The organism is Phycisphaerae bacterium, from assembly GCA_041652575.1.
Classification (GTDB): Bacteria; Planctomycetota; Phycisphaerae; order Sedimentisphaerales; family UBA12454; genus UBA12454.
The window spans coordinates 54,345-78,116 of sequence record JBAZHC010000014.1 but is presented as its reverse complement, the minus strand read 5'-3'; the positions used below and the strand labels follow the sequence as shown (position 1 = coordinate 78,116).

The window sequence follows — 23,772 nt, the reverse complement described above, 5'->3', positions numbered from 1 at the left end:
CAGTTAACACTTTGCCGTTCCTACTCCCCCAGAATCTTTTTTACCTGACCGATTAACTCCTCCGGCTCGAACGGCTTGGTAATAAAAGCGTCCGCTCCGCAATCTGCGGCTCTTTCATCAAGGGTCCGAGTAGTAGCGGAGATTAAAATGATCGGGATATGCTTTAATTTATCATCCCTCTTCAATATCCTGGCAACCTCATCACCATTAAGCACAGGAATGTATACATCGAGAATTATCAAATCCGGCATTATCCTGGGAACCACATCCAATACCTCTCGTCCATCTGTGGCACTATATACTTCATAACCGGTCTTCTTCAATCTAAGCAATGTAACTTTCAGCAGGTCCGGCTCATCGTCAACAATCAGTATTTTTTTAGCCATAAAGCTCTCTCCTTTTTCGAACCATAATTATCTCTTACCCAAGACATCTTCTATCTTCTCGAGCAGCTTGACCATTTCTAATGGCTTGACAAAATATCCGGACACACCCAATTCCACCATAGTTTCTACCGTTTGCTTATCACTAAGCGCCGTAAGGGCAATTACCGGGGTATTAAACGTATTGACATTTTCCCTTAACTTCTCGAGCACCCCGACCCCGCCGCCGGCAGGCATTAAAATATCCAAAAGTATCAAATCCGGCTTTACTTTCAGCGCCTGCGAAACCGCCTGTACAGAATCAAACGCCGCTTCCACCTGGTATCCGTTAATTCTCAGCCTCTTGCTCATCATCTGTACCCAATCCGCATCGTCATCTATTATCAAAATTGTCCTTGCCATAATACCTCCATATCAAATAATATTTTCTTACCTTCTAACAGGCAAAATCATTCCTATTGTCTTTGCTTATTCAACGCCTTTTTTAAATCGTTCTCTGTTATCTTTCCTTCTTCGATAAGAATCTCTCCAAGTTTCTTTTTCTCCTTAAACTTTCCTGGAATAGTAAAATGAAAAGTCGAGCCTTTGCCTATTTCCGATTCGGCCCATATATTTCCCTGATGGGCAAGGATTATCTCTTTGGAAATCGCCAGCCCAAGGCCCGTGCCGCCTTTTTTCTTGTCTCTTGGGCCGTCTAACTGTTCAAAGGCACAAAAAAGCTTTTCTATGTCTTCGGCTTTAACGCCGATACCAGTATCCTGAACCGATACACATACCGCATCGTCCTTCTGCTTCGTGCGGATAGTAACGCTGCCTTTTTCGGTATATTTTATGGCGTTACTGACCAAATTAGTAATCACCTGAATAATCCGGTCCTTATCAAATATTATCGCCGGGATACTATCGTCGGTATCTATCAGCAATTGGAGACCTTTTTCTTTTGCCAGGAAGCTCATGGATTTATAGACTTCCTTCACGGTCTCATTAAGATTATTTTTAAGGGTTTCAAACTCCAGTTTTCCCGATTCTATTTTCTGGTAATCCAAAACATTGTTAATCAGGCGTCCTAACCTGTCGGTATTTCTCTTTGCGGTACTCAAAAGGTCCTTCTGCTCGTCATTGATATTACCTGCCAGGCCCTCTAAGACAAGATTTATACCTTCCTTGATAGCTCCGAGCGGACTCCTGAGTTCGTGCGAAACCATAGAGGTAAACCTCGACCTCATTTCCACAGTGGCTCTTTGTTCGTCTGCGATTCTCAGTTCTTCTTCCAGTCGCCTTTGCTCGGTAATGTCCCTGACAGTCGCATGCAGGAATACCTTTCCCCCCAGCTTAACTCTCGATAACAGCACATTTGTCAAAAACTCCTCGCCGGTTGCGCGTTTGTGCGTCCACTCGAAAAAATGTGCGCCTTTGTTCATCGCAATCTCTATCATCTCTTTGGACTTGTCTTGCGATTTTCGCCCGTCAGGCTGATACAGGGGAGATAATTCCCAGGGCTGGTATGTTAAAAATTCCTCCTCATTTTTCACCCTGAACATTTCTATTGTAGCCATGTTTCCTGATGTGAATTTCCACGACGGCGGTTCAAGGGTCATAATAGCGTCACGGGAGGATTCAAACAGACTTCGATATCTATCCTCGCTCTGCCGGAGCAGGTCTTCGGCCTGTTTGCGTTTAGTGATATCACGAAAGAACCCTATTAGATATGCCTTGCCGGCAATTACGATGGTCGTTGAATTAATGTCGGCATAAAAAACGCTGCCGTCTTTTCTCTTTACCGGCAGACTTTCGGCTAATTGAATTTCTCCTTTTGCCTGCCTTTCAAATTGACTAATAACGTAGGGAAGGTCTCTTTTGGGATGAATATCCTCCACCCCTAAACCTTTAATTTCCTGTGGGCTGTAACCGAGCATCCGGCAAATTGCGTTATTGCCCCTGTAGAATTTCTTATTTTCCGTATCGACTATAAGTATTCCATCGACCGCATTATCAAAAATAGCTCTGAATTCGTCCTCCTTTGCCTGAGCCATTTTTTTCTCCATCCGCTTTCGTTCGGTGATGTCGAAAGAATAAAGACGTATTCTATTTAAGTCAACTACGGTGATAACCTGAGAATACCAGCAGCCGTCTATTTCTACTTCGCGGTAGAAATATTCGATCTCTTTTTTATGCGGTTTATCAAAATGCGACTTTATTCCCGCCAGGAATGGGTGCGCAAATTTCTTTTTTTCAATATCCGGAAATGCCCGTCTGGCCGCGGAATTAATAAAATATATCTCGCCTTTTCGGCCAATCTCTAACACCGGCAGAGGATTCAAAACAGGGAAAGAACTCAGCCATTCGATTTTCTTTTCCGCCTGCTTTCGCTCGGTGATGTCTTCGCCTGCGCTGAGAGTGCCGGTTATCCGGCCCTGTTCATCGTGAAGCAGCGTATTATGCCATGCAATCTGCCGCAACTCGCCGCTGCGGGTGATAATGGGATTTTCGAAATATTCTGTAGCCTCCAGTTTGCCCGCCATATGCTGTAAGAATACAGGATAGACCTTTTCCTTTCCATCCGGCTGCGGCAGGCAGGTAGAAAACCAGGACTGCCCGACGAGTTCATCTTCACTGCGGCCAAAAAGCTGGCAGCCCTTTCTGTTGATGGTGGTTATCTTTCCCTCGGTATTAAGGGCGACGATTATGGTTTCTACCGTATCAAGGTACATTTGGGCGCGGTCCCGCTCACGGTGAATCGTCTCCTCCGCCTGCTTTCGCTCGGTGATGTCTTCGATAGTAATGAGTATCATCTTCGTATCCATAAAACGTCTGGCATTGAAAAGCATTGTTTTGGGCCCGATGTTCTCAAAATCGTGCTCAATCTCGTAGTTATCGATAGCATTGTTCATGGGAAGGATATTCTCCAGCAACTCTCGCAGCCTGGGAATATTCCATTGTCCGTTGCCCAAATCATAAATAAACCGGTCTTCGCTTTCTTTATGGTCAACTTTAAAGGCCTGACGGAAGGATTTGTTGGCGGAGATTACCTTTAAGTCAGCATTCAGCATTATCAAAGGCTCCCGCATTGTTTCTAAGATGCTTTCGGAATATGTACGAGCGTCCTCGATTACTTGCTGTGCTTTCTTGTGTTCGGTGATATCGATAAAAATCGCGACCACGCCGTTAATCTTATTATCCAGAGTGCGGTATGGCCTGATATATACCGAATACCAGTTTTCCTCTTTGTCTTTAATTTCAAATGTCTTCTGATGAAGGTTCTCTATTACATCCAAAAGTATCTTCTCGAAATCAGGAATATCCACGCTGAGTTTAATTTTGCTTATCGGTCTGCCGACGTCGGAAGAAACTACATTAAGCACCTTTTCCGCCTGTGGAGTTACTCTTCGCACACATAAGTCCGTCCCCATCATAATGACCGGCATATTGATACTGGTAAGTAAGTTTATCAGGTCGCTGTTCAGCAAAACAACTTCCTTATTACGGTCCTGCAGTTCCTCGTTGGTGGTAATCAATTCTTCATTTGTGGACTGCAGTTCCTCTTTGGCGGTTTCCAGTTCCTCGTTGGTGCTCAGCAGTTCCTCATTACTCGACAGTATTTCCTCATTGGCTGTTTTCACTTCTTCGTTTACATTTTCCTGTTCTTCGATAACCGTCTGAAGATATTCTTTTGTTTCCGCAAGTTATTTCTGCAGGCTCTCGACATAGTTCTCGTCTTTAGCGGATTTCCTGCGTGCCTTTGGCAAAATCTCGCCCCCGGCAACCCTGGGGATTTCGTCAAAAAGCACCAGAAAGAACTCTTCTTTAAGCGGCCCTGATTTTACAGGAACGACTGTAATATTAACCCTCATTTTCCGGCCATTGTACTTTAAATCCTCGGCTTCGATTTTTACTGTATGTTTTGTTCCCCTTGCTTTATATATCGCCGTGCGCAAAGGCTGAAACAGTCCGCGCGGCGCCAATTTGAATATGTTAAGACTCGGTTTGCCCGCCGCCGATTCGAGATAGCAGCCGGTATGCCCGCGAAACTGAACAACCTCCATATCGCCGTCTATCAGCACCCCGCATGGAGCGTATTCGCCAAGCACAACCTGCTCCACCAGGCGCGCCATATCCGATTCTTTGCCTTTTCGGATAGCCGGGGGTTCCTTAATTTCCAATTGCTTCAGCGGATAATATTTCTGACCCGATTCGAGCCTGTACCCTCCCGACAGATATTTTTTTACAAAAATTCTATGCTGTCTATCCAGCGTCTTAAACAGATTCGAATAACCGCCTGCGGATTCGGAGGTTCCTAAGACCAGAAACCCGCCGGGCCTTAAACCATAGTGAAAATTATTAAATATTCTTTTCTGCAAAACCGGCTGCATATATATAAGCAGGTTACGGCAGCTTATAAGGTCTAAATTGGAGAAGGGTGGGTCGCTAAACACATTCTGTTTTGAAAAAACACACATCTCCCTCAGCATCTTGGAAATTTTGTAAGAGCCGCCTGTTTTGGTGAAAAATCTTTTTAACCGCTCAGGCGTAAAATCTCTTAATATGCTTTTGTCGTAACTGCCCCGGCGAGCCTTGTCAATATTGCTTTCGCTTACATCGGTGGCAAAAATCCGCACAGGAATCAGGCTCCTTTTGCTTCCCATCGCTTCAATAAAGCACATAGCGATGGAATAAGCTTCCTCGCCGCTCGAACAGCCCGGAACCCATATTCTTATCTCCTGACCTTTCGTCTTGTTTTTAAGTATCGCCGGTATTATGCGTTTCCTTAATGTATTAAAAACTTTCTGGTCACGGAAGAAACTGGTAACCTTTATCAATAAGTCTTCATAAAGATTTTCCACCTCGTCCTTATTTTCACGCAGGAACTTTATGTAGCCCCTGAGATTTTCCAATTTAAGCAAAACCATTCGGCGCGATATACGCCTGCTGATGGTATTGGTTTTATAATGAGTAAAGTCCACCCCCTTGGCCAACTGCAATATATCAAAAATACTTTTAAGGCCTTTATCTTCCGTTACGACTGATTTTTCCGGTTTAACAAGTCCGGCAGACGATATAAACGGATGCTTTGCTATACGTTCCAGCTCACGTGCAATCTTTTTCGGCGAAAGCACAAAATCCGCACAGCCGGCGGCAATCACGCTTTGCGGCATACCGCTGTATTTTGCGCTCTTTTCATCCTGGGCAAAAGTAATACCTCCTTCGGCCTTTATCGCCTCGGCTCCGAGCGTCCCATCCGTCGCTGTCCCTGAAAGAATAACTCCGATACTCCTGTTGCCCTGGTCTTCGGCCAGAGAACGGAAAAGCCAGTCTATCGGCATACGTCTGAGGCCTGCATCGCGTATCTTATTAAGTTTCAGTCTTCCGCCTGCGATGGAAACATTAGTGCTCGGCGGTATTACATAAACATTGTTGATTTCTATGCGCATACCATTCCTGATTTCTCTTACCGGCATTTTTGTCTGTCTGGCAAGCAGTTCCGTCAGCATGCTTTTATGGCCCGGGGTTAAATGCATTATAAATACAATTGCCATTCCCGGCCGGGCAGACAAATTTCTGAGTAATTCCTGATATGCTTCAAGACCCCCGGCTGACGCCCCGATACCGACTATAGGGAAAAACGCTGTTTTGTGATTGGCAGGTATATTCTTTTTCTTTTTTGGCGCTGCTCTTGGTTTTTTCATGGGGACCTCGCGAAAACAAAAAACCCAAATCCCATGGTTTTCACCACAGAGTTTGGGTTAATAAAACAAATTCTGCCGATTTTTCGGATTGACTGTTCTATCTTATTGGGCATCTTTAGCATCCTTGCAAAGAAATACATAAAAGTCGGCTAATAGACGTTGAATAAACTCTATCCTCTTTGGTGTTTCTAATCATTGCATAATAGCCAACTCTTTTTTGGCATATAAGCATGCTGAATTGGCGATGTACCTTTTTTCGGCTGTGATTTAGTCCCTGTTATGTATAAGAATATACAAGTCTAAAAAATATGTCAAATAAAATTTGTCGACAATCAGCTTACGGATTTTAACAATAGCAGCAGGGGGGCAGAAGGCCAATTTTCAGCATACCAGACCACCTGTCTCGTTTATTCGGATGATTATGCGGGAAAGTCGCTAAAACCGGCATAAAGCTAACGAAAAAATGGCGATTTTAAGCCAAAAACAGGATAATTCTGGGCAAAACGATTAAGACAGGCCCAGGGGCAGTCGATACAAAATACGGTGAACGGTTGCGGTTACGCGACTCGTATCGGTTACAAAAAACGTGAAACGTTTGACGAGACGAGCATCGCAGCCGACAAACAAATGACGACGGGAAACTATGTCAAAACTACTTGAAATTCTCGGCAGGGCGATTGCTGTAAATACTCCGGGGTTACTTTGGCACTGGATCGATACTGTTATAAAGTCAAATCCTGATTACGATGAAATCAACGATATTCTGGATTTGGTTTCCGTGGCCGGCTTCGATATGGCAGAGGAAAAAGCAGCAAAATATCTGCTCGAAAGACCCGGCTGCGCCGTCGGCAGAATGGCCGCGACCGCGCTTTGCCTTGAGAAATCGGACCTTAAAGGCGCGATAGAAAACCTTCAAACGATTTATTGCAAACAGCCGAATAATACAATCGCGCTGTACGCACTCGGACACTGTTACGAAAGACTTTATAAGGAAGCTGAAGCCATAGAGTTTTATCAGGACTGCCTGAAGTTCAAAAATTATCTTGAGTTCCCGAGATTGAGACTTGCCGCCATATATTATAAAAACGGACAGGTCGAAAGGGCGATTCAGGAGTATCGAAGGCAAATAAGCGAATATCCCGATGACATAGAAACTCTCGTGCTGCTGGGGCATTTGTATATGCAAACCGGCGATTACGAATCCGCGACAGAGGCGTTCAATAACGCAATTCTGATACATCCCGATAATTTCAACAGCTCCGCGGCGGAAGAAGAAAAAGTCCAGGAAATTATAGACGAGCAGGGTCCCTATCAGGCGATAGATTATCTGAACGAGCTTCTCGAAAAACAGCCTGAGGCGGCGGATTTAAATGTTCAGCTCGCCGAGATTTTCGAACAAACCGAAGATTTCGCGCAGGCGGTTGTTCACTATGAAAAAGCCATAAGACTGGAGCCAAACTATCTGGCGGCTTATGTAAAGCTCGGTTCTTTGCACGTAATCAATTCGAATATGTCCATGGCCGCCGAACTTTTTAACAGGGCCGCTGCCATAAACGACGAAATCGTCGACGCGTATGTCGGACTGGCGCAGGCACAAAAAAAACTTGGAGACGATGACTCGGCATACGCAACACTGAGTCTCTCTGCCGCGATAGCGCAGAATAGCTGTATATTATTCGCCGAAGCGGCGAGATTAAGATTGAGCGCCGCGACCGGGACGGAATTCGACAAGCAAAAATCCGACAGAATCGCACTGGAGACCTTTGAAAAAGAGTATTCGGAAAATCCCGAGAATCTTTCGGTCGGATACGCCCTGGGCACAATTTTAATGAAATACAGGAAATACAAACAGGCTGCCGAAAAGTTCACTGAAGTTGTCCAGAGAAATGAAACAAATTACAGGGCCCTTACACGGCTGATTCTTTGCTGCACAGAACTCGGCGACAAATCGAGGACATTGACCTATCTGAACGCAGAAAACAAAACCAACAGCCGGCTTATCGACCTGCATTACAAAACAGCTCTTTTGTATTGCAACAGGGCCGCGTTTATGAGCGCTTTGAAAACGAGCCGAAAAGAACACCTCCAGGAGTTCGATACGGAATCAACCTACACGGCATTAAACGAAACACTCCAGAACATGGGGCTTATCGACCGTGCCTATGCCTGCTGGAACCTGATAGGCGATATGGTCAATATAGCGTCACAAAGGCCCGTTTAGCCAAATAACCTTATTATATGGCACCTGAAGCCTTTTTAAGAAAAAGGCGAATGAAACATAACATATATTATAGGACTATCGATAGGGGGCGAAAAATCAGGTTATAAATCGATAAAGGATTAAATCTGCCCTAATGTTTATTTCTTCAACTCAAAAATTGCATCATTATCTTTTATGATAGTTTTCTTTATGGATGGCGATGTCTGGTTTGAATCAGGCAATTTAGGCTTCGGCGCAACTATTTTCGGTACGACTATTTTCGGCTGTGGCTGATTTGTACATGCAGTTCTGCTGATAATCTCAATAGCTTTCGCTATGTTTTTATCGCCGTATTGTAATGAACAACCGGAAACAAATCGGCAGGCATTGATAACATGTTTGCCGGATGATTTTTCCATACCGGCCGGCAGGCATTTTGAAATTGAAGAAATCTCCTTCAAAGGCGATGCCGCTATGGAAAAAAGGACGAAATTGGCGATTAGCAATCCGCCGGCAAAGCCTAAAATTACTCCGCCTCCGTTATCGACCATTTTGTGAAATGATATGCAATAAGTGCCCGTCAGGTAAATGGTACTTAAAGACTGGGCAATAACAAAGTAAAGAACCGCCAATACAACCATAGCCGTAACGTTGGCGTACGAGCCGAGCTAATCAAGCAGCCCCCCCGCCGATTCAAGGATATTCGGGGTCAGCATAACGCCGAGATAAACAGCAATAATAACGTTAAACGCAAATGACCAGGCAGGGAAAAGCCGTTTTTTATATCCCCAAAGCCCGAACAAAGCCGCAACTATTAATGAAATTATTCCTGTCATATTCAGCCTTAATTAGACGTCACTTTTTTAGCCTCATCGATAGATACAATACCGTTCATAGCGTGTTTCATCGCCTGTTTCTGCAGGTTGGATTTCATATGCTCGTCATCTTTCATACTGCTTGCAACGGTAATCTGGCCCATCGAAATCTTATTTTTGATTTCGTTATTAATAACCATAACGTCAAAAACTCCGATTCTTCCCTTAAAGCCGGTATTGCTGCATTTGCCGCAGCCGACCGGGTCGTATATTGTGGAAGGATCGATACCTCTCTGCTGCAAAGTTTTTATTTGTGTGTCACTCAGCCTGGCGGTTGTTTTGCAGTTATTACAAAGTTTCCTGACAAGCCTCTGCGAAATTACAAGGTCAAGACCTGATGCCATCAGCAAAGGACTGATACCGAGGTCAAGAAGACGTACCAGTGAAGCATTATTGCTGCTGCTGTGCAAAGTAGCCAAAACCATATGGCCTGTCTGAGACGCCTTCAAGGCAATCGACGCCGTTTCCTCATCACGAATTTCACCGATGCAAATCACATCCGGGTCCTGTCTTAATATGCTTCGAAGCGCTTTTGCGAAGGTAATATCCGCTTTTGGGTTTACTTCAATCTGGCCTGCACCTGCCAGTACATATTCGACCGGGTCCTCAATCGTAATCACATTTCTCGTGTAAAAATCTATCTCCCGTAGCATCGCGTAAAGCGTAGTGCTTTTGCCGCTGCCTGTCGGACCGCAAATAAGTATCATTCCGGACTCTTTGGCTAAAACATTCCTTACAATCTGACAGGTATGTTCATCCATTCCGATTTCAGGCAGAGTCTGAGGCGCGAGCTTCTGGTTCAATACCCTTATAGAAAGTTTTTCGCCGTGCAATATGCCTGCGCTTGCGACACGAAATGATACCGTACCGTCAGGCACCTTGGCGACAAAAGCGCCGTCCTGCGGCCGGCGTTTTTCCGATATGTCCATTCCCGAAATCGCTTTTATGCTGTTGACCACGGCACCGCAGACACTGGAATCAATTTTCTTATAAGGACTCAATACGCCGTCAATTCTGAATCTTATGTCATATTCAAGATTTTCGGCCGGGTTGATAAGTATATCACTGGCCAGCATATTCACAGCATCGCCTATCAGGCGTTCGGCAACGGCAACTATCTGTTTTGCATCATTATTTTTATCATCAGATTTGCTGCCGTAAACCTCATTAATACTCTTGCCGGAAGGGTCGAGAAGTATGATTGAAGAACTGCCCCTTGCACCTGCAATTTTTGTACGCTTAATGGCCTGTATGGCGTGGCCAAAAGTAGCAACTGCCGCTTCAGAAATCGTGGCCCCGGTTTGCTCTACTTTCTTAAAGACAGCCCAGGCAAAGGCCAAGAGCAGTACAACCGGTGCTGCAACCAGCATTAATACGTTTGTCCATACTTTCAAACGGTTGCTGATGAGTGGGCTAAACTCGAGGCGCTGAATCAAATACATACATAAATAGAACCAGAAAACAAGGAATATCACCTTGATCGGGCTAAACAACAATCCTGTCACAGCAAGTAGTCCCAAACTTTGTCACTCCTCACAAAGTTAAATTCTCGTTAATCCTAATAAACAAGACAAGATAGTGCAACAAAAAAAGCCAAATGACTACCGTATAAGAGGCTTTTTTATTGACAGTTAAGTCTTATAATTTATAATCGGTTATATTAGAAATGGTTCTTTAATGGTCTTTATTGTCTGTTTGTTTTTGGCGCCTTATGAGCAGGTGCAGCATAGGTTTGGAGATTTACAGATGAGTAAAAGTTTTTTGGTGTTTTTTGGACTATGTATTTTACTTAATCCGCTTATTGTGAAGGGTCAATCGCTCGAAGATGATTGGAATGATTTTTTACATTATACGGTAATAGGCCGATTCGACCTTGCAGCGGGTTTTGCACAGAAGATTATTGACAGTAACAATCCCGACCCGCTAAAACTGCTCCAGTTAAGCGAAGATAATCCGCGAGGCTATGCAATTCTTGTGCGTGTTCAGGCAGACAATCCCGAACTTGCCCCCCTTGCGGCGAAGATTCTCGATATTATCGAAAGCGGCCGAATGATTCGCCGCACCGACCCTGAAATCATAACAGAGGAAATCAAAAGGCTAAGCGGTACCGTTCGCGGCAAATACACCGCTATAGAAAGACTCCGCAACGCCGGCGAATACGCAATACCATATATGCTCGACGCGATGGCGGACGAACAGAGGAAAGAGGAATTTGTCAATATTACCACTGCCCTGCCCGAAATGGGAAGGGCCGCTGTAAGACCTCTGACGGCATCACTGGCGATGGACAGCGTGGTAGTAAAAGGAGAAGTTATAAAGGCTCTCGGTAAAATCGGATATCCTGAGGCGCTCGGATATCTTAAGTATATTGCCGAAAACGATAATTCTGAACAGCTTAGAAATCTCGCGGTTGAGTCTATAAATCAAATCGATTCTGCCAGTGCCGGTAAAAGCGCGGCAGAGCTGTTCTTTGCAATAGCGGAAAATTACTATTACAAGGCCCAGTCCCTTGCACCTGTTGACGAAGGAAACAGTGTAAATATATGGTTCTGGGACAAACAGAACGCCAGATTGACACGTCAGGCAGTAAAAAAGATATGTTTTCATGAGCTTATGACAATGCGCCTCTGCGAATGGTCATTGCGAGCCGATAAGGATTTTGGAAAAGCCATCTCGTTATGGCTGGCATCATTTTTCCGGATGGATGGCAAGAGCATCGAATATCCTGAATATTTCGGCCAGGGTCATGCCGATGCGATGACTTATGCGACAACCGCAGGGCCGGAATATCTTCACGAAGCTCTTGAGCGGGCGGTAAAGGACAACGACAGTGTTATAGCCCTTGGCACAGTCGAAGCTTTGGCCAAGAATGCCGGCGAGAAATCGCTTATGTTCAGACTGAAAACTTCACAGCCGCTCATCGAAGCCTTATCTTTCAACGACAGATCCGTCAGGTACAGTGCCGCGATAGCACTGGCAATGGCGGAACCGGCCGAGAAATTCGCTGAAAGCGAACTGGTCGTTAATGGTCTGGTCGGAGCGATTACCTCACAGGCTGACGCGAACTGGCCGAAAGAAACGGCTGATAACTATGCGATTCGGTCAGCCCAGGCAATGCTGAAACTGGCTGAGACACGAAATACTGTGATCAACCTGGCCGGCGCACTGGATGCACTCGTAAAGGCGACAGAAGATACACGAGATGAAATAAAAATCGTTTCCTGTCAGATACTGGCATATATATCGAGTCCAGACGCACAAAGGGCTATCGCTGATTCGGCACTGAAAGAGGAACATTCGATTGAGATAAGAATTTCGAGCTTTGATTCTCTGACGATATCAGCAAAAGTGAACGCCAACCTGCTGCTCGACAGCCAGATAGACCAGATTTATAAAATCGTGGAATCACGGGAAATTAACCAGGAGCTGCGGTCGTCCGCTGCTACGGCATTTGGAGCGTTGAACCTGCCGAGCAGAAGGGTTAAAGACCTGATTCTTGACCAGGCGAGAATGTAGAATTTTACGTGAAACGGTTTCGGTTACGACGCTCGTATCGGTTACGTTTATCGTAATAGCGTCGGAAACCAGACGCAACCGTAAGACGATATACGAAACGAGCATCGCAACCGATAAACGGAAAACGCAGAATGCTATGGCTAAAATTACCGAAAAAACCGGTAAAATTGACGAGAAAAAACGTAAAAACGCAGTGGCGGATTTCGTCAAGGGTCTTTCGACCGAACATAAAATGCTGATAGTTCTTAAAAGTCAGCTTTACGGCGGTAAATGGGAACCGATGTATCAGGATTTGAAGAACCGCCTGGAAGGCAAGCCTTACATATTTAAACTGGCAAACCGCATTAACGACGACATAGAAAGAATCGAACAGATGAAACTGTTTGAAAAGCGATTTGGCGTAGACCTTTGTGAATATGTTAATTCCGTAGAATAATTGTCCCGGTGCTGTCTAATTTTCATGGAGAAAGACGTTGAGAAATCTTTATTTAACTGTACTGCTTACTTTTGTTTTTTTAACAGTTCTGCCATCAAACTCCGGCGCGGCTATAAGTGAACAACTGCTTGGCCAGGCAAAGCTCGCAACTGTCTGGCAAAATGCCGTCTCGCTGAATCCGAAAGAGAAGATTCAGAAAATAACCGTCATCGGCGATTATTTATACATTTTAACCGACAGCAATTATTTGTTCTGTCTGGACAGGAACACGGGCCAACTGCATTTCGGTATTCCTGTCGCAATAAAGAACCTGCCTGTTTCAGAGCCGACGGTTTACAACAATACCGTCTATATAGTCGCTGCAAATAATCTTGTCGCGATTGGCCTGCAGCAAGGCGCCGAGCTTTACAGAAAAAAAATGTCGTTTTCAGTATCTGCGCCGGCGGCAGTGAACGCATCACATTTTTATCTGGCCGGTATGGATAAAGTGCTGCATGTTCTGGACCCTAATGGCGAACACGAAAATTTCAAGGCAAGCGCTGACAACAAATCAGTTATTACAAGTGTTCTCGCAACCGACCGCTCCGTGTTTTTCGCTACCCAGGGCGGTAATATAATATGTATGGATACTTCCACACCGAAACGTATATGGCAGTTTGATGCGGTTGGAGCGATTATGACGCCTTTGACCGGAATTTCCGACTGGCTCTATGCAAGCGGCAAAGACACAAATCTTTATAAACTTAGCGCCGGCAGCGGCGAGAAGATGTGGGAATTCCATGCCGGTTCCGCACTTCTGACTTCCGCAAGAGCGACTGAAACAGTTGTCTATCAATACGCACAGGGCAAAGGTCTTTACGCAATCGACGCGAACAGCGGAAAACAATTATGGCTTTTAGCCGACGGGTTTGATTTACTGGCACAGGATAACGATACCGCTTATATCCTTGACAAAAATAATATATGTACCGTTATGGACAATAAACAGGCCAAAAAGACTTATACTATCAATTTCGCTTCCGTAACCAGTTTTGCGGTTAATACATACGACTCGAGCATATATATCATGGAAGACAAAAGCATTTCATGCATTAAGCCCATAAAAAAATAAAACCATAACCTTAAGGAGAAGGAAAAATCAAATGGATGTGAAAGTCAGGACGGCACTAATCAGCGTATCGGATAAAGCAGGTATTGTCGATTTTGCAAAAAATCTTTCGGCAATGGGCGTAAAAATCATCAGTACCGGCGGAACAGCCAAGGCACTTGCTCTCGCCGGTGTAAATGTTGTCAGTATAGATTCGGTGACCGGCTTTCCTGAAATGATGGACGGCAGAGTAAAGACACTTCATCCGAAAATCCACGGCGGGCTGTTGAGTATCCGCGATAACACCGAACATCAGGCAGCGATGAAAAAGCACGGCATCGAGCCGATTGATATGGTCTGCATCAATCTTTATCCATTCGAACAAACTGTCGCCAAACCCGGCTGCAAATTCGAAGACGCGATTGAAAATATAGACATCGGTGGCCCAAGCATGGTTCGTTCGGCTGCGAAAAATCATAAATTTGTTACGGTAGTTACAAGCTCCTGCCAGTACGAAAAAGTAATCGCGGAGATGAAGGCAAGCGGCGGTTCCGTAAGCGAAAAAACGAGAAGCGATTTCGCAAGAATCGCGTTCGGCCTGACGGCAGGTTACGATGCCGCGATATCGAAATATCTCAATAAACAGGCAGGCGTAAGGTATCCGGAAAGAATAAGCATCGCCCTGTCAAAAGTGAAGGAACTGCGTTACGGCGAAAATCCTCATCAGAGCGGAGCGTTTTATAAACTTCCGGCAAACGAAGAGGTAAATGTGTCATCTGCGAAAATTATGGAAGACGAAACGCAGATAAGCTTCAATAATCTGCTCGATGTTAATGCGGCATTCGAGCTTGTAAAGGAATTCGCCGAGCCGGCGGCGATTGTTGTAAAACATCTTAATCCCTGCGGCTGCGCAATCGATGACGATATTCACAAGGCATATCAAAAAGCTTACGAAACAGATGTTACAAGCGCATTCGGTGGAATTATCGCTCTGAACAGAAAGGTCGATAAGAACCTTGCCACGACGGTAATGGAATCTTATTCACGGTTCGGCAAAGCAAAAGGTGCTGCCGGATTCTTCGCCGAAGTTATAATCGCGCCGGGATTCGACGACGACGCACTTGAAACAATCAGGACTCTCAAGCCATGGGGCAAACGCGTGAGGCTTATGTCAACATCGGCAATCGACAGGGCAAAAATCAACTGCGGCGAATTCGATGTCCGCTGCATCGTCGGCGGTATGCTGCTGCAGGACAGAGACCTTATCGGCTGGGAACCCGCCCTGCTGACCTATCCGACAAAGGTAAAACCGAACAAGGAACAGCTTGAAGATTTGCGAATCGCATGGATTTGCGCAAAGCACGTAAAGAGCAATACAATTACGCTCGTAAAAGACAGAAGACTTATCGGCGTCGGCGCAGGACAGATGAACCGTGTCGAGTCCGGCTTTATCGCTTTCAAAAATTCAGCCGAGGACCCGAAAGGCTGTGCGATGGGCAGCGATGCGTTCTTCCCATTCCCTGATAATATCGACCAGGCCGCAAAGCACGGAGTTGCCTGTATAATCCAGCCCGGCGGGTCAAAGAAAGATGACGAAGTTATCGCAGCGGCGGATAAATACGGCATCGCTATGGTCTTTACAGGAAAAAGACATTTCAAACACTAAACGAGATTGCTTCGCTTCCTCCTTCGCTAACCCTACGCCGCACTATATGCTATGCAGGGCAGGGGCTACGGAGGACGAGCTGCTTGCAATGACAAAACAATAAAAAAGCCCGCATCCGGAATTGCCGAATGCGGGTTTTTATTTTTTAGATTTTTCCCTCTGCGAGGGTTTCTGCTCCGCTCCAACGACTTCGCTCGAAATGACGTTTTACGCAATATAAGTCGAAGCGCTGGTAGTGCCGCCGCGGCCGGTCCAATTCGTATGGAATACCTGACCGCGTGGTTTATCGACTCGCTCATAAGTATGAGCGCCGAAATAATCGCGCTGAGCCTGCAGGAGATTTGCCGGCAGTCTTTCAGCCCTATAACCGTCATAATAAGACAGTGCCGCACCTACAGCAGGCATTGGAATGCCAAGGTCAACAGCGGCTCGTATGACTCTTCTCCATGAACCCTGCGATTTCTTTACTGCGCTCTTGAAGAACGGGTCGAGCAGCAGATTGACAAGAGCCGGATTTTTCTTGAACGCGGCCTTAATCTTGCCCAGAAATGCCGAACGAATAATACAGCCGCCACGCCACATAAGAGCGATACCGCCGTAGTTGAGATTCCAGCCGGATTCTTTGGCGACCGCACGCATAAGCTGATAACCCTGCGCGTAACTTACGATTTTCGCCGCGTAGAGAGCTTTGCGTAAATCGTCAATCATTTTCGCCTTGTCGCCTTTGAACGGCTTATTTGGGCCTGCGAGTATTTTTGACGCTTCAACGCGTTCATCTTTCATCGCCGAGAGGCACCTTGCGAAAACCGCTTCGCCTATAAGCGTCAACGGCTGGCCGGCATCGAGAGCGGCAATCGCCGTCCATTTGCCGGTTCCTTTTTGGCCTGCCCTATCGAGAATCAGGTCAACAACTTCTTTGCCCTGCTCGTCTTTATAGCCGAGAATGTCGCGGGTAATTTCTATTAAGTATGAATCAAGCTCGCCCTTGTTCCACTCGGCAAGAACGTTGTGCATTTCATCGTTGCTCATACCAAGACCCTGCTTCATCATCTGGTATGTTTCGCAAATCATCTGCATATCGCCGTATTCGATGCCGTTGTGAACCATTTTCACGAAATGGCCTGCGCCGTTTTCGCCGACCCAGTCGCAGCATGGTTCGCCGGTTTCAGTGTGAGCTGAAATTTTCTGGAAGATCGGTTTCACCGCCGGCCACGCAGCAGGCGAACCGCCGGGCATAATCGATGGCCCCGTCAAAGCGCCTTCTTCGCCGCCGGAAACGCCGGTGCCAATGTAAAGTTTGCCTTTGCTCTCGACATATTTTGTTCTGCGTGTGGTATCGGGGAAATGGCTGTTTCCGCCGTCTATAATGATGTCTCCGTTTTCAAGGTGCGGCAGTACCAGTTCGATAAAATCATCCACCGCCTGGCCTGCTTTGACCATCAGCATAACTTTTCGCGGCGTTTTAAGATTTGCGCAAAGCTCCTCGATTGAATGACAGCCGATTATGTTTTTGCCCTTCGCTCTGTCGTTCATAAAGTTATCGACCTTCGAAACAGTACGATTAAAACATGCAACGGTAAAACCTTTGCTTTCCATATTAAGGATAAGATTTTCACCCATTACCGCAAGACCAATTAAACCAATATCCGCTTTCGACATTTTTTTGTTCTCCGTATTTTAATAAAAAAAGATTTTTGTAAAACTCACAATTTCTAATCTCAAAGGTATTATCGCTTAACTCTTGCGTTACCTTCCCATATACTCCACACCTGTTCTTCGTCAGCAGGCTGGGCATAGTCGGTAAGCATCGTAGCTGCAAGAGCTCCTGTTGCCCAGCCGAACCTGGCACATTTTGTCACATCCCAGCCCCTGAGTATGCCGTAAAGCAAACCGCCGACAAAACCATCACCGCCGCCAATACGGTCAAGAACACCTATCTGACGCGGCTTAATAATTTCCCAATTCTTTTTGTCTGTCACCAGTGCACCCCACATATGACTATTGGCCGAGATAACCTCACGAAGCGTTGTTCCAAAATAAGTAGCATTCGGATAAGCCTTTTGCACCCTGCTAATCATCTCTTTAAAGCCGTCTATTTTATCTTCAAGCCCTTTGCCGCCGGTCTGGGGACCTTCTACGCCGAGACATAACTGAAAATCTTCTTCATTACCAATCAGTATATCGCTGAGGGATGCAATTTCAGCAAATATTTCTGAAAGCTCTTTTTCTCTATCCTTCCAGAAACTTGCTCTATGATTGAGGTCAAATGATATTAACGAACCATTTTTCTTGGCAATTCTCGCAATATCAAGACAAAATTTACTCGTCTTCGGCGACAACGCGGCAATTAAACCGGAAAGATGTACAATCTTTGCACCTTCCTTTGCAAAAATTCTCTCAAAATCAAAATCTTCGGCGCTAAGTTCTCTTCCAACTTCACCAGCCCGGTCATTATGAACTCTCGGCCCGCGTGTACCCCAGCCGCTGTCAGCCATATTAATTTGATGGCGATAACCCCACGGGCCGCCCTGCCCAAATTCACGGCCTTCAAAATCCATTCGACGACTATTTAGATTGTCCTTTATAAAATGCGAAACAGGACTGCCTTTAACAAATGCCGTCAAAATTTTGACCGGCATACCAAGATACGAAGAAACAGACGCTACATTACTTTCTGCGCTGGTTGCCTGCATTTTAAAGGTATCGCTGCAATGAAAAGGCTGAGAATTAACAGGAGTTAACCGAATACCCATACTGGTCGGAACGAGTAAAGCATATTTATGCGTTTCTGTTTTTGGCATTTTTTTGCTCCTTATTTATCGACTAAATCTGTTTTTATACGCCCAAAGGCCCAGACCCGGATTGGAAATGAAAAATATTTCTTCTCCATCCGGCATAGTATTTATACCATTTTGAAGATTGTCGGGATTATAAAGGTCCCTCATTTCGGAAAGGTCGCCGTATTCGAAATTAACCGATTCGATTTCCTTCCTCGTTAATTTTCCCGGGCAATAAGTTATTTTGAATCTGCCTTCGCTCGAACCGTGAATAAGATGAGCGGCTGCGCTTAGATTCGCTTTTAAATCATCATTTTCCTTGACAAATTTAAGCACTTTTTCCGTGCCGACATAGCCGTATTTTCTGATAAGCGTATCTATCTGCCTGTCTTCGCCGAATTCCGCGACTCCCGGCGCCAAAACAATCAGGCGGCCATTATCAGCCATTGCCATTCTCGTTCGATAAATGCTTTTGTTTCCAAGCCAGGTGCTTTTATATTCGTGCGGGTCGAGATATACAACCGCTTTCTTTATAGGCTCATCGAGCATGGTAAAATTAACCTTCAGACAAAGCTCGCAGGCCTTGTTGAAACACTCGATATCGTCACCGATGAAAAGTCCCCTTGTCTGCATCTTTCTGTTTTCATCCGGTGCAAGTACTGTCTGAACATAAACTATCGGCAGGTGTTTGGCGAAATGCTCCGATGCATAATTCAAAACCTTGCGAACAGGATTATCCGCCCTGCCCATAATTTTTTCCATATTGCAGACGGCGCCGATGAAATGACTTCTGTTTATGCCTTCCTGCCCGCCTGTTCCGACGAAAATATTTTTGTTGTAGTTGGCCATACCCGCGACCTCGTGCGGCACAACCTGGCCGATTGACAGAATCAAATCAAAGCCGCCTTCGACAAGCAGCCTGTTCACTTGCGCGGGCCAGTCATAATCCAGTTTGCCGTCGGTTACTTTTTTTACGAAATCGCCGGGCACCTGCCCGAGCGTAACAATGTCCGTCCGCCAGTTATGATTCCTGAAAAGACTTACCGGCGTCTGGCCGTACATTTTTTTTATTTCTTCTTCGGTCATCGGAACGTGCGTTCCCAGTGCAGGCAGAATATCGGTCAGCCTGTCGCCGTAATACTGGTACGACATATAGGTAAGCTCGCCCGCCCGCGAATACATTCGTGTAATGTCGGGGCCGATAACGAGAACTTTTTTACGGCTGCCGAGCTTTTTAAGTGCTGAAAACAGACCGGCTTTCAGGTCGTCGGCACTCAAGTTTATTTGTGGATTTCCTTTGCCGCAAAACAGCATAATCTATCGCAAGTCCTTTGTTTGTAAGTAATTATAAAATTTAAAAATTGGTTCATTTATTGTACCAAATTTTATAGCACAATTCCATAAAATTTTCAAGAACATTATATTATTTTACCGGCAAAGCCGGTTTCGGAGTCTTTGCTTTACAATAATTGACCGATTAGTTATTATTCATCGTATCTCGTATTTCGCTTCACGCTTCACGAATAACGAGATGCTTGATTTGTGCCGGTGTAGCTCAACGGTAGAGCGCGGCTTTCGTAAAGCCGAGGTTTTGGGTTCGAATCCCACCACCGGCTTTATGGCCGAACCGCATAAAATACAAACTGATACATCGAGAGAGGTTCTCGAAATTCAATACGAGTTGTACCGCAAAATGAGCTCTGCGGAAAAAATCGAATTAATTTTCGATGCAATTCGCACAGGACAAATCCTCTCAATGACAGGCATTAGAATGCAGTACCCCAATGCAGATGAGAAGCAGGTCTGGCATATCTGGGCAAAACGCCACTTGGGCGAGGAATTATACAATAAAGTCTATGGCGGCAAAAATGAATAATCCGCAGGATATCGCTGTTCTGGAGAAATTACTCAATGTTCTTGACAATATGAACATTGCTTATGTTATCGGCGGCTCTATGGCAAGCTCGACTTACGGCACTGCGAGGTTCACACAGGATGCCGATATTACAGTTGAGCCTTTTGGACCGATTTGCGACAAATTTATTGAGGCACTGAAAAATGATTTTTATGTCAGTAAGGAAGCAATGAATCAGGCCTTGCAGAGCAAGATCAGCTTTAATATCATACATTTGGCAACTGCCTTTAAAATAGATATTTTTGTTCGGCCGGAGAAGGAATTTTACAGGCAGATGTTTTCTCGCAGCAGAAAATTGAAATTAGGCAATATCGCCAAGGAAGTATCGTTTGTATCGCCAGAGGATATAATCCTGCTCAAGTTGGACTGGTATAGGCAATCGGGCTGTAATTCTGAACGTCAGTGGACAGATGTTTTAGGCGTTTTATCCATTCAGAAAAATTCCCTCGATTTCGATTACTTAAAGAATTGGGCAAAAAAGCTGGGCTTAAACGACCTGCTCCAAAAAGCAATTATGGAATCATAAATCTTTTGCCAAAGCTGCGGCACCGATAATGCCGGCGTCTTCGCCAATCGTCGCAAAGCAAATTTCAACTGTATCCTCTTTTTTGATTTTCCAGATGTGTTTATTAAAATAAAATTTAATCCTCTCCAGCAGCGGCTCCCCTGCCGCAATCATCCCACCGGCAAAAACGATTCTCTCCGGCTCGCTGCAGTGCAGGGCATTGACACAAAGCACGCCTAAAACTTCAGCAGTTTCTTCGGTTATTCGTTTAGCGAGTTTATCGCCTTTGGCGGAATATTCAAAGACATCCTTGCATGTGATTTTGCCGGTTTTTTTCAGTACATCTTTAAGACTTGATTCTTCGCCCGCCTTTATTGCCTCAGATGCTCTTAAAGCTGTATGCGAAGCGGACGCGTAAGCCTCCGCGCAGCCTTTTTGGCCGCAGTTACATTGTCTGCCATTAATATTAACTATAGTATGCCCCAACTCTGCGGCATTGTCTCCGCTGCCGTGGAGCAGTTTGCCGTCGGATATAATTCCGCTGCCTATACCAGTTCCGAGAGTGAAGAAAACCATATTTTTTATGTTTTTCCCGGCACCTGCGACGAATTCGCCCAGGCAGGCGACATTGGCGTCATTATCAAAAATAACCGGTTTGCCGAGCTTATCGCTTAACATTTTGCTTATCGGCACATTCGTAAATTTAGGCAGGTTAGCGCAGCGGATAATAATACCCTGTGTATATTTTGCAGGGCCGGGAGCGCCGATACCGATAGCCTTGATTGCTTCCAAAGGAGTATTTTTTTTGCCTGCTGTTTCTTTTATTGCCGCAACCATTCTGTCAATCACGACATCCGGTCCCATATCGGCATCGGTCGGTATGGATATTTTCCATAACATTTTCATATCATTGGAAAAGCATCCCATCTTGACGTTTGTGCCGCCGAAATCTATACCTATGTAGTCAGTCATATTTGTTATTTTTTATAACCTTCCGGATTTTTACTGTGCCATAACCATGCAGTTTCGACTATTTTTTCAAGCTGCGGATATTTTAACTTCCAGCCAAGCTCTTTTACGGCTTTTGCGGCGTTAGCAGTCAAAACAGGCGGGTCGCCGGCCCTGCGTGCGACTTCCGTAACTTTGAAATCTTTACCGGTAACTTTTTTAACCGTCTCGATGACCTCTCTGACGGAATATCCTTTGCCGTTGCCGAGATTGTAAACCAGCTCGGAATTTTTATCGAGCTTTTCAAGTGCGAGAAGATGAGCCGAACATAAATCCTCGATATGGATATAATCTCTTACGCAGGTTCCGTCCGGCGTAGGATAATCCGTGCCGAAAACTTTTATATCCGCTCTTTTGCCCATCGCCGCGGCAATTATCAGCGGGATAAGATGAGACTCCGGTTTATGGTCTTCGCCGATAGTGCCGTTTCCGCCTGCGCCGCAGGCGTTGAAATATCTCAGCGCCGCGTAATTCAATCTTCCCGTCAGGCTCTGGAAATGGCACATCCGTTCGACCGCCCATTTGCTTTCGCCGTAAGGATTGATAGGCTCTTTCGGCAGGTCTTCGGTGATTGGAACGGTTTTCGGCATTCCATAAGTCGCTGCTGTGCTGCTGAATACAAATTTCTGTACGCCGGCATTCTCCATTGCAGCCAAAAGCGCGCGCGTGTTGCTGAAATTATTTCGATAATATTCGAGCGGCTTTTCGCACGATTCGCCGACTTCGATAAACGCGGCAAAGTGCATCACCGCTTCGATTTTTTTCTCTTTAAGAACTTTTACGAGAAGGTCAAAATCGGCCAGGTCGCCTTCAATCAGTTCCTGCCCTTTTACAGCATCCCTGTGTCCCTTGCTTAGATTATCAAAGACAATCGGCTTATGCCCCTGTAACGCGAGCGTAGCCGTCATATTACTGCCGATATATCCTGCTCCTCCGCAAACCAGAACGTTCATTACTTTTTACCTTTCGTTGCAGCTTTTGAAATTTCCTTATCAATTTTATTCAGGATGACAGCTTCGAGCCGGTTATCTCTGCCGATATCAACCCAGTCCATATTTTTTTCCTGTTTGGCATTAAGAGACAGGCTTTGCCTTGTTCCGCTGCTTCTTGAGAACATACTGTATGCCCTTGCGGTGCTGTCGATTTCCTTTTCGGGGATTGAAAGTCTTTCAACTTTAACAGTACAGCCGATACAGACCTGTGCCTGCTTGCCATTAAAATCAAGCTCAACAGTCCGCTGAATGCTGTGAAGATTGGATACAGCATTGTTGTAGCCACCGACATTGTCCCTGCGCCAAAGCTCGAAAAATTGTCCACCTGTCAGCGGTTTTGTCGTCATTACAGCGAGGTTGGCATCGGCCTTATCTATAACAAAATTCATACCGATGAGAACACGCTCGGCCGCCTTCATAGCCGAATCCGTATTGATGCCGGACAAACATTTGGGCTCAGGTGCTATCGTCTGTTTTTCGGTACAGCCGCAAAATAAACAAATTACCGTAAATAGCGTCCAGATAATAACTTGCTTTACCATTGTCAATCCCTTTAAATATATAAGTTAGAAGATTATAAACTGTAAATTGCAGACTCTCAAGATGAATTTTTAACATAAACCACAGGCTTGTCCCGGGCGAGTCGTGGTAAGTATGACAAATTAAGTCGTGTAAAAATTACGGCAGGATATAATTTTAAACTTTATTTCCGCCATAAGACGAATAGT

20 protein-coding genes and 1 tRNA gene are annotated in these 23,772 nt (G+C 45.3%); 8 read left to right on the top strand and 13 right to left on the bottom strand.

The features are described from left to right. Positions 1 to 20: 20 nt before the first annotated feature. The 4 genes from WC496_10430 to WC496_10415 all read right to left on the bottom strand — a co-directional run bounded on the left by WC496_10430 (position 21) and on the right by WC496_10415 (position 6,067). Positions 21 to 386, bottom strand: coding sequence for a response regulator (locus tag WC496_10430; protein ID MFA5293436.1), 366 nt, complete (start codon positions 384 to 386; stop codon positions 21 to 23). 27 nt (positions 387 to 413) lie between these two features. After that, positions 414 to 785: a response regulator gene (locus WC496_10425; GenBank protein MFA5293435.1), complete on the bottom strand. Its 372-nt coding sequence runs from the start codon at positions 783 to 785 to the stop codon at positions 414 to 416. 53 nt (positions 786 to 838) lie between these two features. After that, on the bottom strand, positions 839 to 4,003 hold the full coding sequence (locus WC496_10420) for a PAS domain S-box protein (protein MFA5293434.1): 3,165 nt from the start codon (positions 4,001 to 4,003) through the stop codon (positions 839 to 841). Between the two features lie 63 nt (positions 4,004 to 4,066). After that, complete coding sequence (locus tag WC496_10415) at positions 4,067 to 6,067, bottom strand: chemotaxis protein CheB (protein MFA5293433.1); 2,001 nt, start codon at positions 6,065 to 6,067, stop codon at positions 4,067 to 4,069. A gap of 643 nt (positions 6,068 to 6,710) precedes the next feature. Here WC496_10415 and WC496_10410 point away from each other — a divergent pair. Then, positions 6,711 to 8,288 (top strand): tetratricopeptide repeat protein, encoded by a 1,578-nt coding sequence (locus WC496_10410; GenBank protein MFA5293432.1) that lies wholly within the window; start codon positions 6,711 to 6,713, stop codon positions 8,286 to 8,288. Positions 8,289 to 8,425: 137 nt separating this feature from the next. On the opposite strand, the gene WC496_10405 is transcribed toward WC496_10410, so the two are convergent. From WC496_10405 to WC496_10395, 3 genes are read right to left on the bottom strand one after another with little or no spacing between them, the layout of a single operon-like run. Next, positions 8,426 to 8,908: a hypothetical protein gene (locus WC496_10405; GenBank protein MFA5293431.1), complete on the bottom strand. Its 483-nt coding sequence runs from the start codon at positions 8,906 to 8,908 to the stop codon at positions 8,426 to 8,428. Positions 8,909 to 8,935: 27 nt separating this feature from the next. Further along, complete coding sequence (locus tag WC496_10400; protein MFA5293430.1) at positions 8,936 to 9,103, bottom strand: hypothetical protein; 168 nt, start codon at positions 9,101 to 9,103, stop codon at positions 8,936 to 8,938. Positions 9,104 to 9,111: 8 nt separating this feature from the next. Beyond that, positions 9,112 to 10,512 carry a GspE/PulE family protein gene (locus WC496_10395; GenBank protein ID MFA5293429.1) on the bottom strand — a complete coding sequence of 467 codons (1,401 nt, stop codon included), beginning with the start codon at positions 10,510 to 10,512 and terminating at the stop codon, positions 9,112 to 9,114. A gap of 376 nt (positions 10,513 to 10,888) precedes the next feature. Between WC496_10395 and WC496_10390 the strand changes: the two genes are divergently transcribed. From WC496_10390 to purH, 4 genes are read left to right on the top strand one after another with little or no spacing between them, the layout of a single operon-like run. Then, positions 10,889 to 12,658, top strand: a complete 1,770-nt coding sequence (locus WC496_10390; GenBank protein ID MFA5293428.1) for a HEAT repeat domain-containing protein — start codon at positions 10,889 to 10,891, stop codon at positions 12,656 to 12,658. Beyond that, positions 12,639 to 13,094, top strand: a complete 456-nt coding sequence (locus tag WC496_10385; protein ID MFA5293427.1) for a hypothetical protein — start codon at positions 12,639 to 12,641, stop codon at positions 13,092 to 13,094. The genes WC496_10390 and WC496_10385 overlap by 20 nt, the downstream gene beginning before the upstream one ends. Positions 13,095 to 13,131: 37 nt before the next feature. Then, positions 13,132 to 14,205, top strand: coding sequence for a PQQ-binding-like beta-propeller repeat protein (locus tag WC496_10380; GenBank protein ID MFA5293426.1), 1,074 nt, complete (start codon positions 13,132 to 13,134; stop codon positions 14,203 to 14,205). Positions 14,206 to 14,236: 31 nt separating this feature from the next. Continuing rightward, entirely contained in the window at positions 14,237 to 15,847 is a 1,611-nt protein-coding gene (purH, locus tag WC496_10375; GenBank protein MFA5293425.1) for a bifunctional phosphoribosylaminoimidazolecarboxamide formyltransferase/IMP cyclohydrolase, read from the top strand. Positions 15,848 to 16,054: 207 nt separating this feature from the next. On the opposite strand, the gene gnd is transcribed toward purH, so the two are convergent. The 3 genes from gnd to WC496_10360 form a co-directional block, all read right to left on the bottom strand. Further along, entirely contained in the window at positions 16,055 to 17,506 is a 1,452-nt protein-coding gene (gene gnd, locus WC496_10370; GenBank protein MFA5293424.1) for a decarboxylating NADP(+)-dependent phosphogluconate dehydrogenase, read from the bottom strand. Between the two features lie 68 nt (positions 17,507 to 17,574). Then, positions 17,575 to 18,648 (bottom strand): sugar kinase, encoded by a 1,074-nt coding sequence (locus WC496_10365; protein ID MFA5293423.1) that lies wholly within the window; start codon positions 18,646 to 18,648, stop codon positions 17,575 to 17,577. A 15-nt stretch (positions 18,649 to 18,663) separates the two neighbouring features. Then, positions 18,664 to 19,938, bottom strand: coding sequence for a lactate racemase domain-containing protein (locus tag WC496_10360; protein ID MFA5293422.1), 1,275 nt, complete (start codon positions 19,936 to 19,938; stop codon positions 18,664 to 18,666). Between the two features lie 230 nt (positions 19,939 to 20,168). Here WC496_10360 and WC496_10355 point away from each other — a divergent pair. The 3 genes from WC496_10355 to WC496_10345 all read left to right on the top strand — a co-directional run bounded on the left by WC496_10355 (position 20,169) and on the right by WC496_10345 (position 21,065). Continuing rightward, positions 20,169 to 20,240, top strand: a tRNA-Thr gene (locus WC496_10355). Next, a complete protein-coding gene (locus WC496_10350) occupies positions 20,216 to 20,500 on the top strand; it encodes a hypothetical protein (GenBank protein ID MFA5293421.1) in 285 nt (94 codons plus the stop codon). Before WC496_10355 ends, WC496_10350 begins: the two co-directional genes overlap by 25 nt. After that, entirely contained in the window at positions 20,493 to 21,065 is a 573-nt protein-coding gene (locus WC496_10345; protein ID MFA5293420.1) for a hypothetical protein, read from the top strand. The genes WC496_10350 and WC496_10345 overlap by 8 nt, the downstream gene beginning before the upstream one ends. Here the strand turns inward: WC496_10345 and WC496_10340 are convergent. The 3 genes from WC496_10340 to WC496_10330 are packed head-to-tail and all read right to left on the bottom strand — an operon-like array spanning position 21,060 to position 23,586. Beyond that, positions 21,060 to 22,016, bottom strand: coding sequence for an ROK family protein (locus tag WC496_10340; GenBank protein MFA5293419.1), 957 nt, complete (start codon positions 22,014 to 22,016; stop codon positions 21,060 to 21,062). The genes WC496_10345 and WC496_10340 overlap by 6 nt on opposite strands. A gap of 5 nt (positions 22,017 to 22,021) precedes the next feature. Next, entirely contained in the window at positions 22,022 to 23,005 is a 984-nt protein-coding gene (galE, locus tag WC496_10335; protein ID MFA5293418.1) for a UDP-glucose 4-epimerase GalE, read from the bottom strand. Continuing rightward, positions 23,005 to 23,586: a hypothetical protein gene (locus tag WC496_10330; GenBank protein MFA5293417.1), complete on the bottom strand. Its 582-nt coding sequence runs from the start codon at positions 23,584 to 23,586 to the stop codon at positions 23,005 to 23,007. The genes galE and WC496_10330 overlap by 1 nt, the downstream gene beginning before the upstream one ends. Positions 23,587 to 23,772 lie beyond the last annotated feature (186 nt).

Excerpts from the sequence above, each read along its gene's own strand:
- WC496_10430 (MFA5293436.1), bottom strand. The coding sequence starts at position 386 with ATGGCTAAAAAAATACTGATTGTTGACGATGAGCCGGACCTGCTGAAA.
- WC496_10425 (MFA5293435.1), bottom strand. The coding sequence starts at position 785 with ATGGCAAGGACAATTTTGATAATAGATGACGATGCGGATTGGGTACAG.
- WC496_10415 (MFA5293433.1), bottom strand. The coding sequence starts at position 6,067 with ATGAAAAAACCAAGAGCAGCGCCAAAAAAGAAAAAGAATATACCTGCC.
- WC496_10410 (MFA5293432.1), top strand. The coding sequence starts at position 6,711 with ATGTCAAAACTACTTGAAATTCTCGGCAGGGCGATTGCTGTAAATACT.
- WC496_10405 (MFA5293431.1), bottom strand. The coding sequence starts at position 8,908 with ATGGTTGTATTGGCGGTTCTTTACTTTGTTATTGCCCAGTCTTTAAGT.
- WC496_10400 (MFA5293430.1), bottom strand. The coding sequence starts at position 9,103 with ATGACAGGAATAATTTCATTAATAGTTGCGGCTTTGTTCGGGCTTTGG.
- WC496_10395 (MFA5293429.1), bottom strand. The coding sequence starts at position 10,512 with ATGCTGGTTGCAGCACCGGTTGTACTGCTCTTGGCCTTTGCCTGGGCT.
- WC496_10390 (MFA5293428.1), top strand. The coding sequence starts at position 10,889 with ATGAGTAAAAGTTTTTTGGTGTTTTTTGGACTATGTATTTTACTTAAT.
- purH (MFA5293425.1), top strand. The coding sequence starts at position 14,237 with ATGGATGTGAAAGTCAGGACGGCACTAATCAGCGTATCGGATAAAGCA.
- gnd (MFA5293424.1), bottom strand. The coding sequence starts at position 17,506 with ATGTCGAAAGCGGATATTGGTTTAATTGGTCTTGCGGTAATGGGTGAA.
- WC496_10365 (MFA5293423.1), bottom strand. The coding sequence starts at position 18,648 with ATGCCAAAAACAGAAACGCATAAATATGCTTTACTCGTTCCGACCAGT.
- WC496_10360 (MFA5293422.1), bottom strand. The coding sequence starts at position 19,938 with ATGCTGTTTTGCGGCAAAGGAAATCCACAAATAAACTTGAGTGCCGAC.
- WC496_10345 (MFA5293420.1), top strand. The coding sequence starts at position 20,493 with ATGAATAATCCGCAGGATATCGCTGTTCTGGAGAAATTACTCAATGTT.
- WC496_10340 (MFA5293419.1), bottom strand. The coding sequence starts at position 22,016 with ATGACTGACTACATAGGTATAGATTTCGGCGGCACAAACGTCAAGATG.
- galE (MFA5293418.1), bottom strand. The coding sequence starts at position 23,005 with ATGAACGTTCTGGTTTGCGGAGGAGCAGGATATATCGGCAGTAATATG.
- WC496_10330 (MFA5293417.1), bottom strand. The coding sequence starts at position 23,586 with ATGGTAAAGCAAGTTATTATCTGGACGCTATTTACGGTAATTTGTTTA.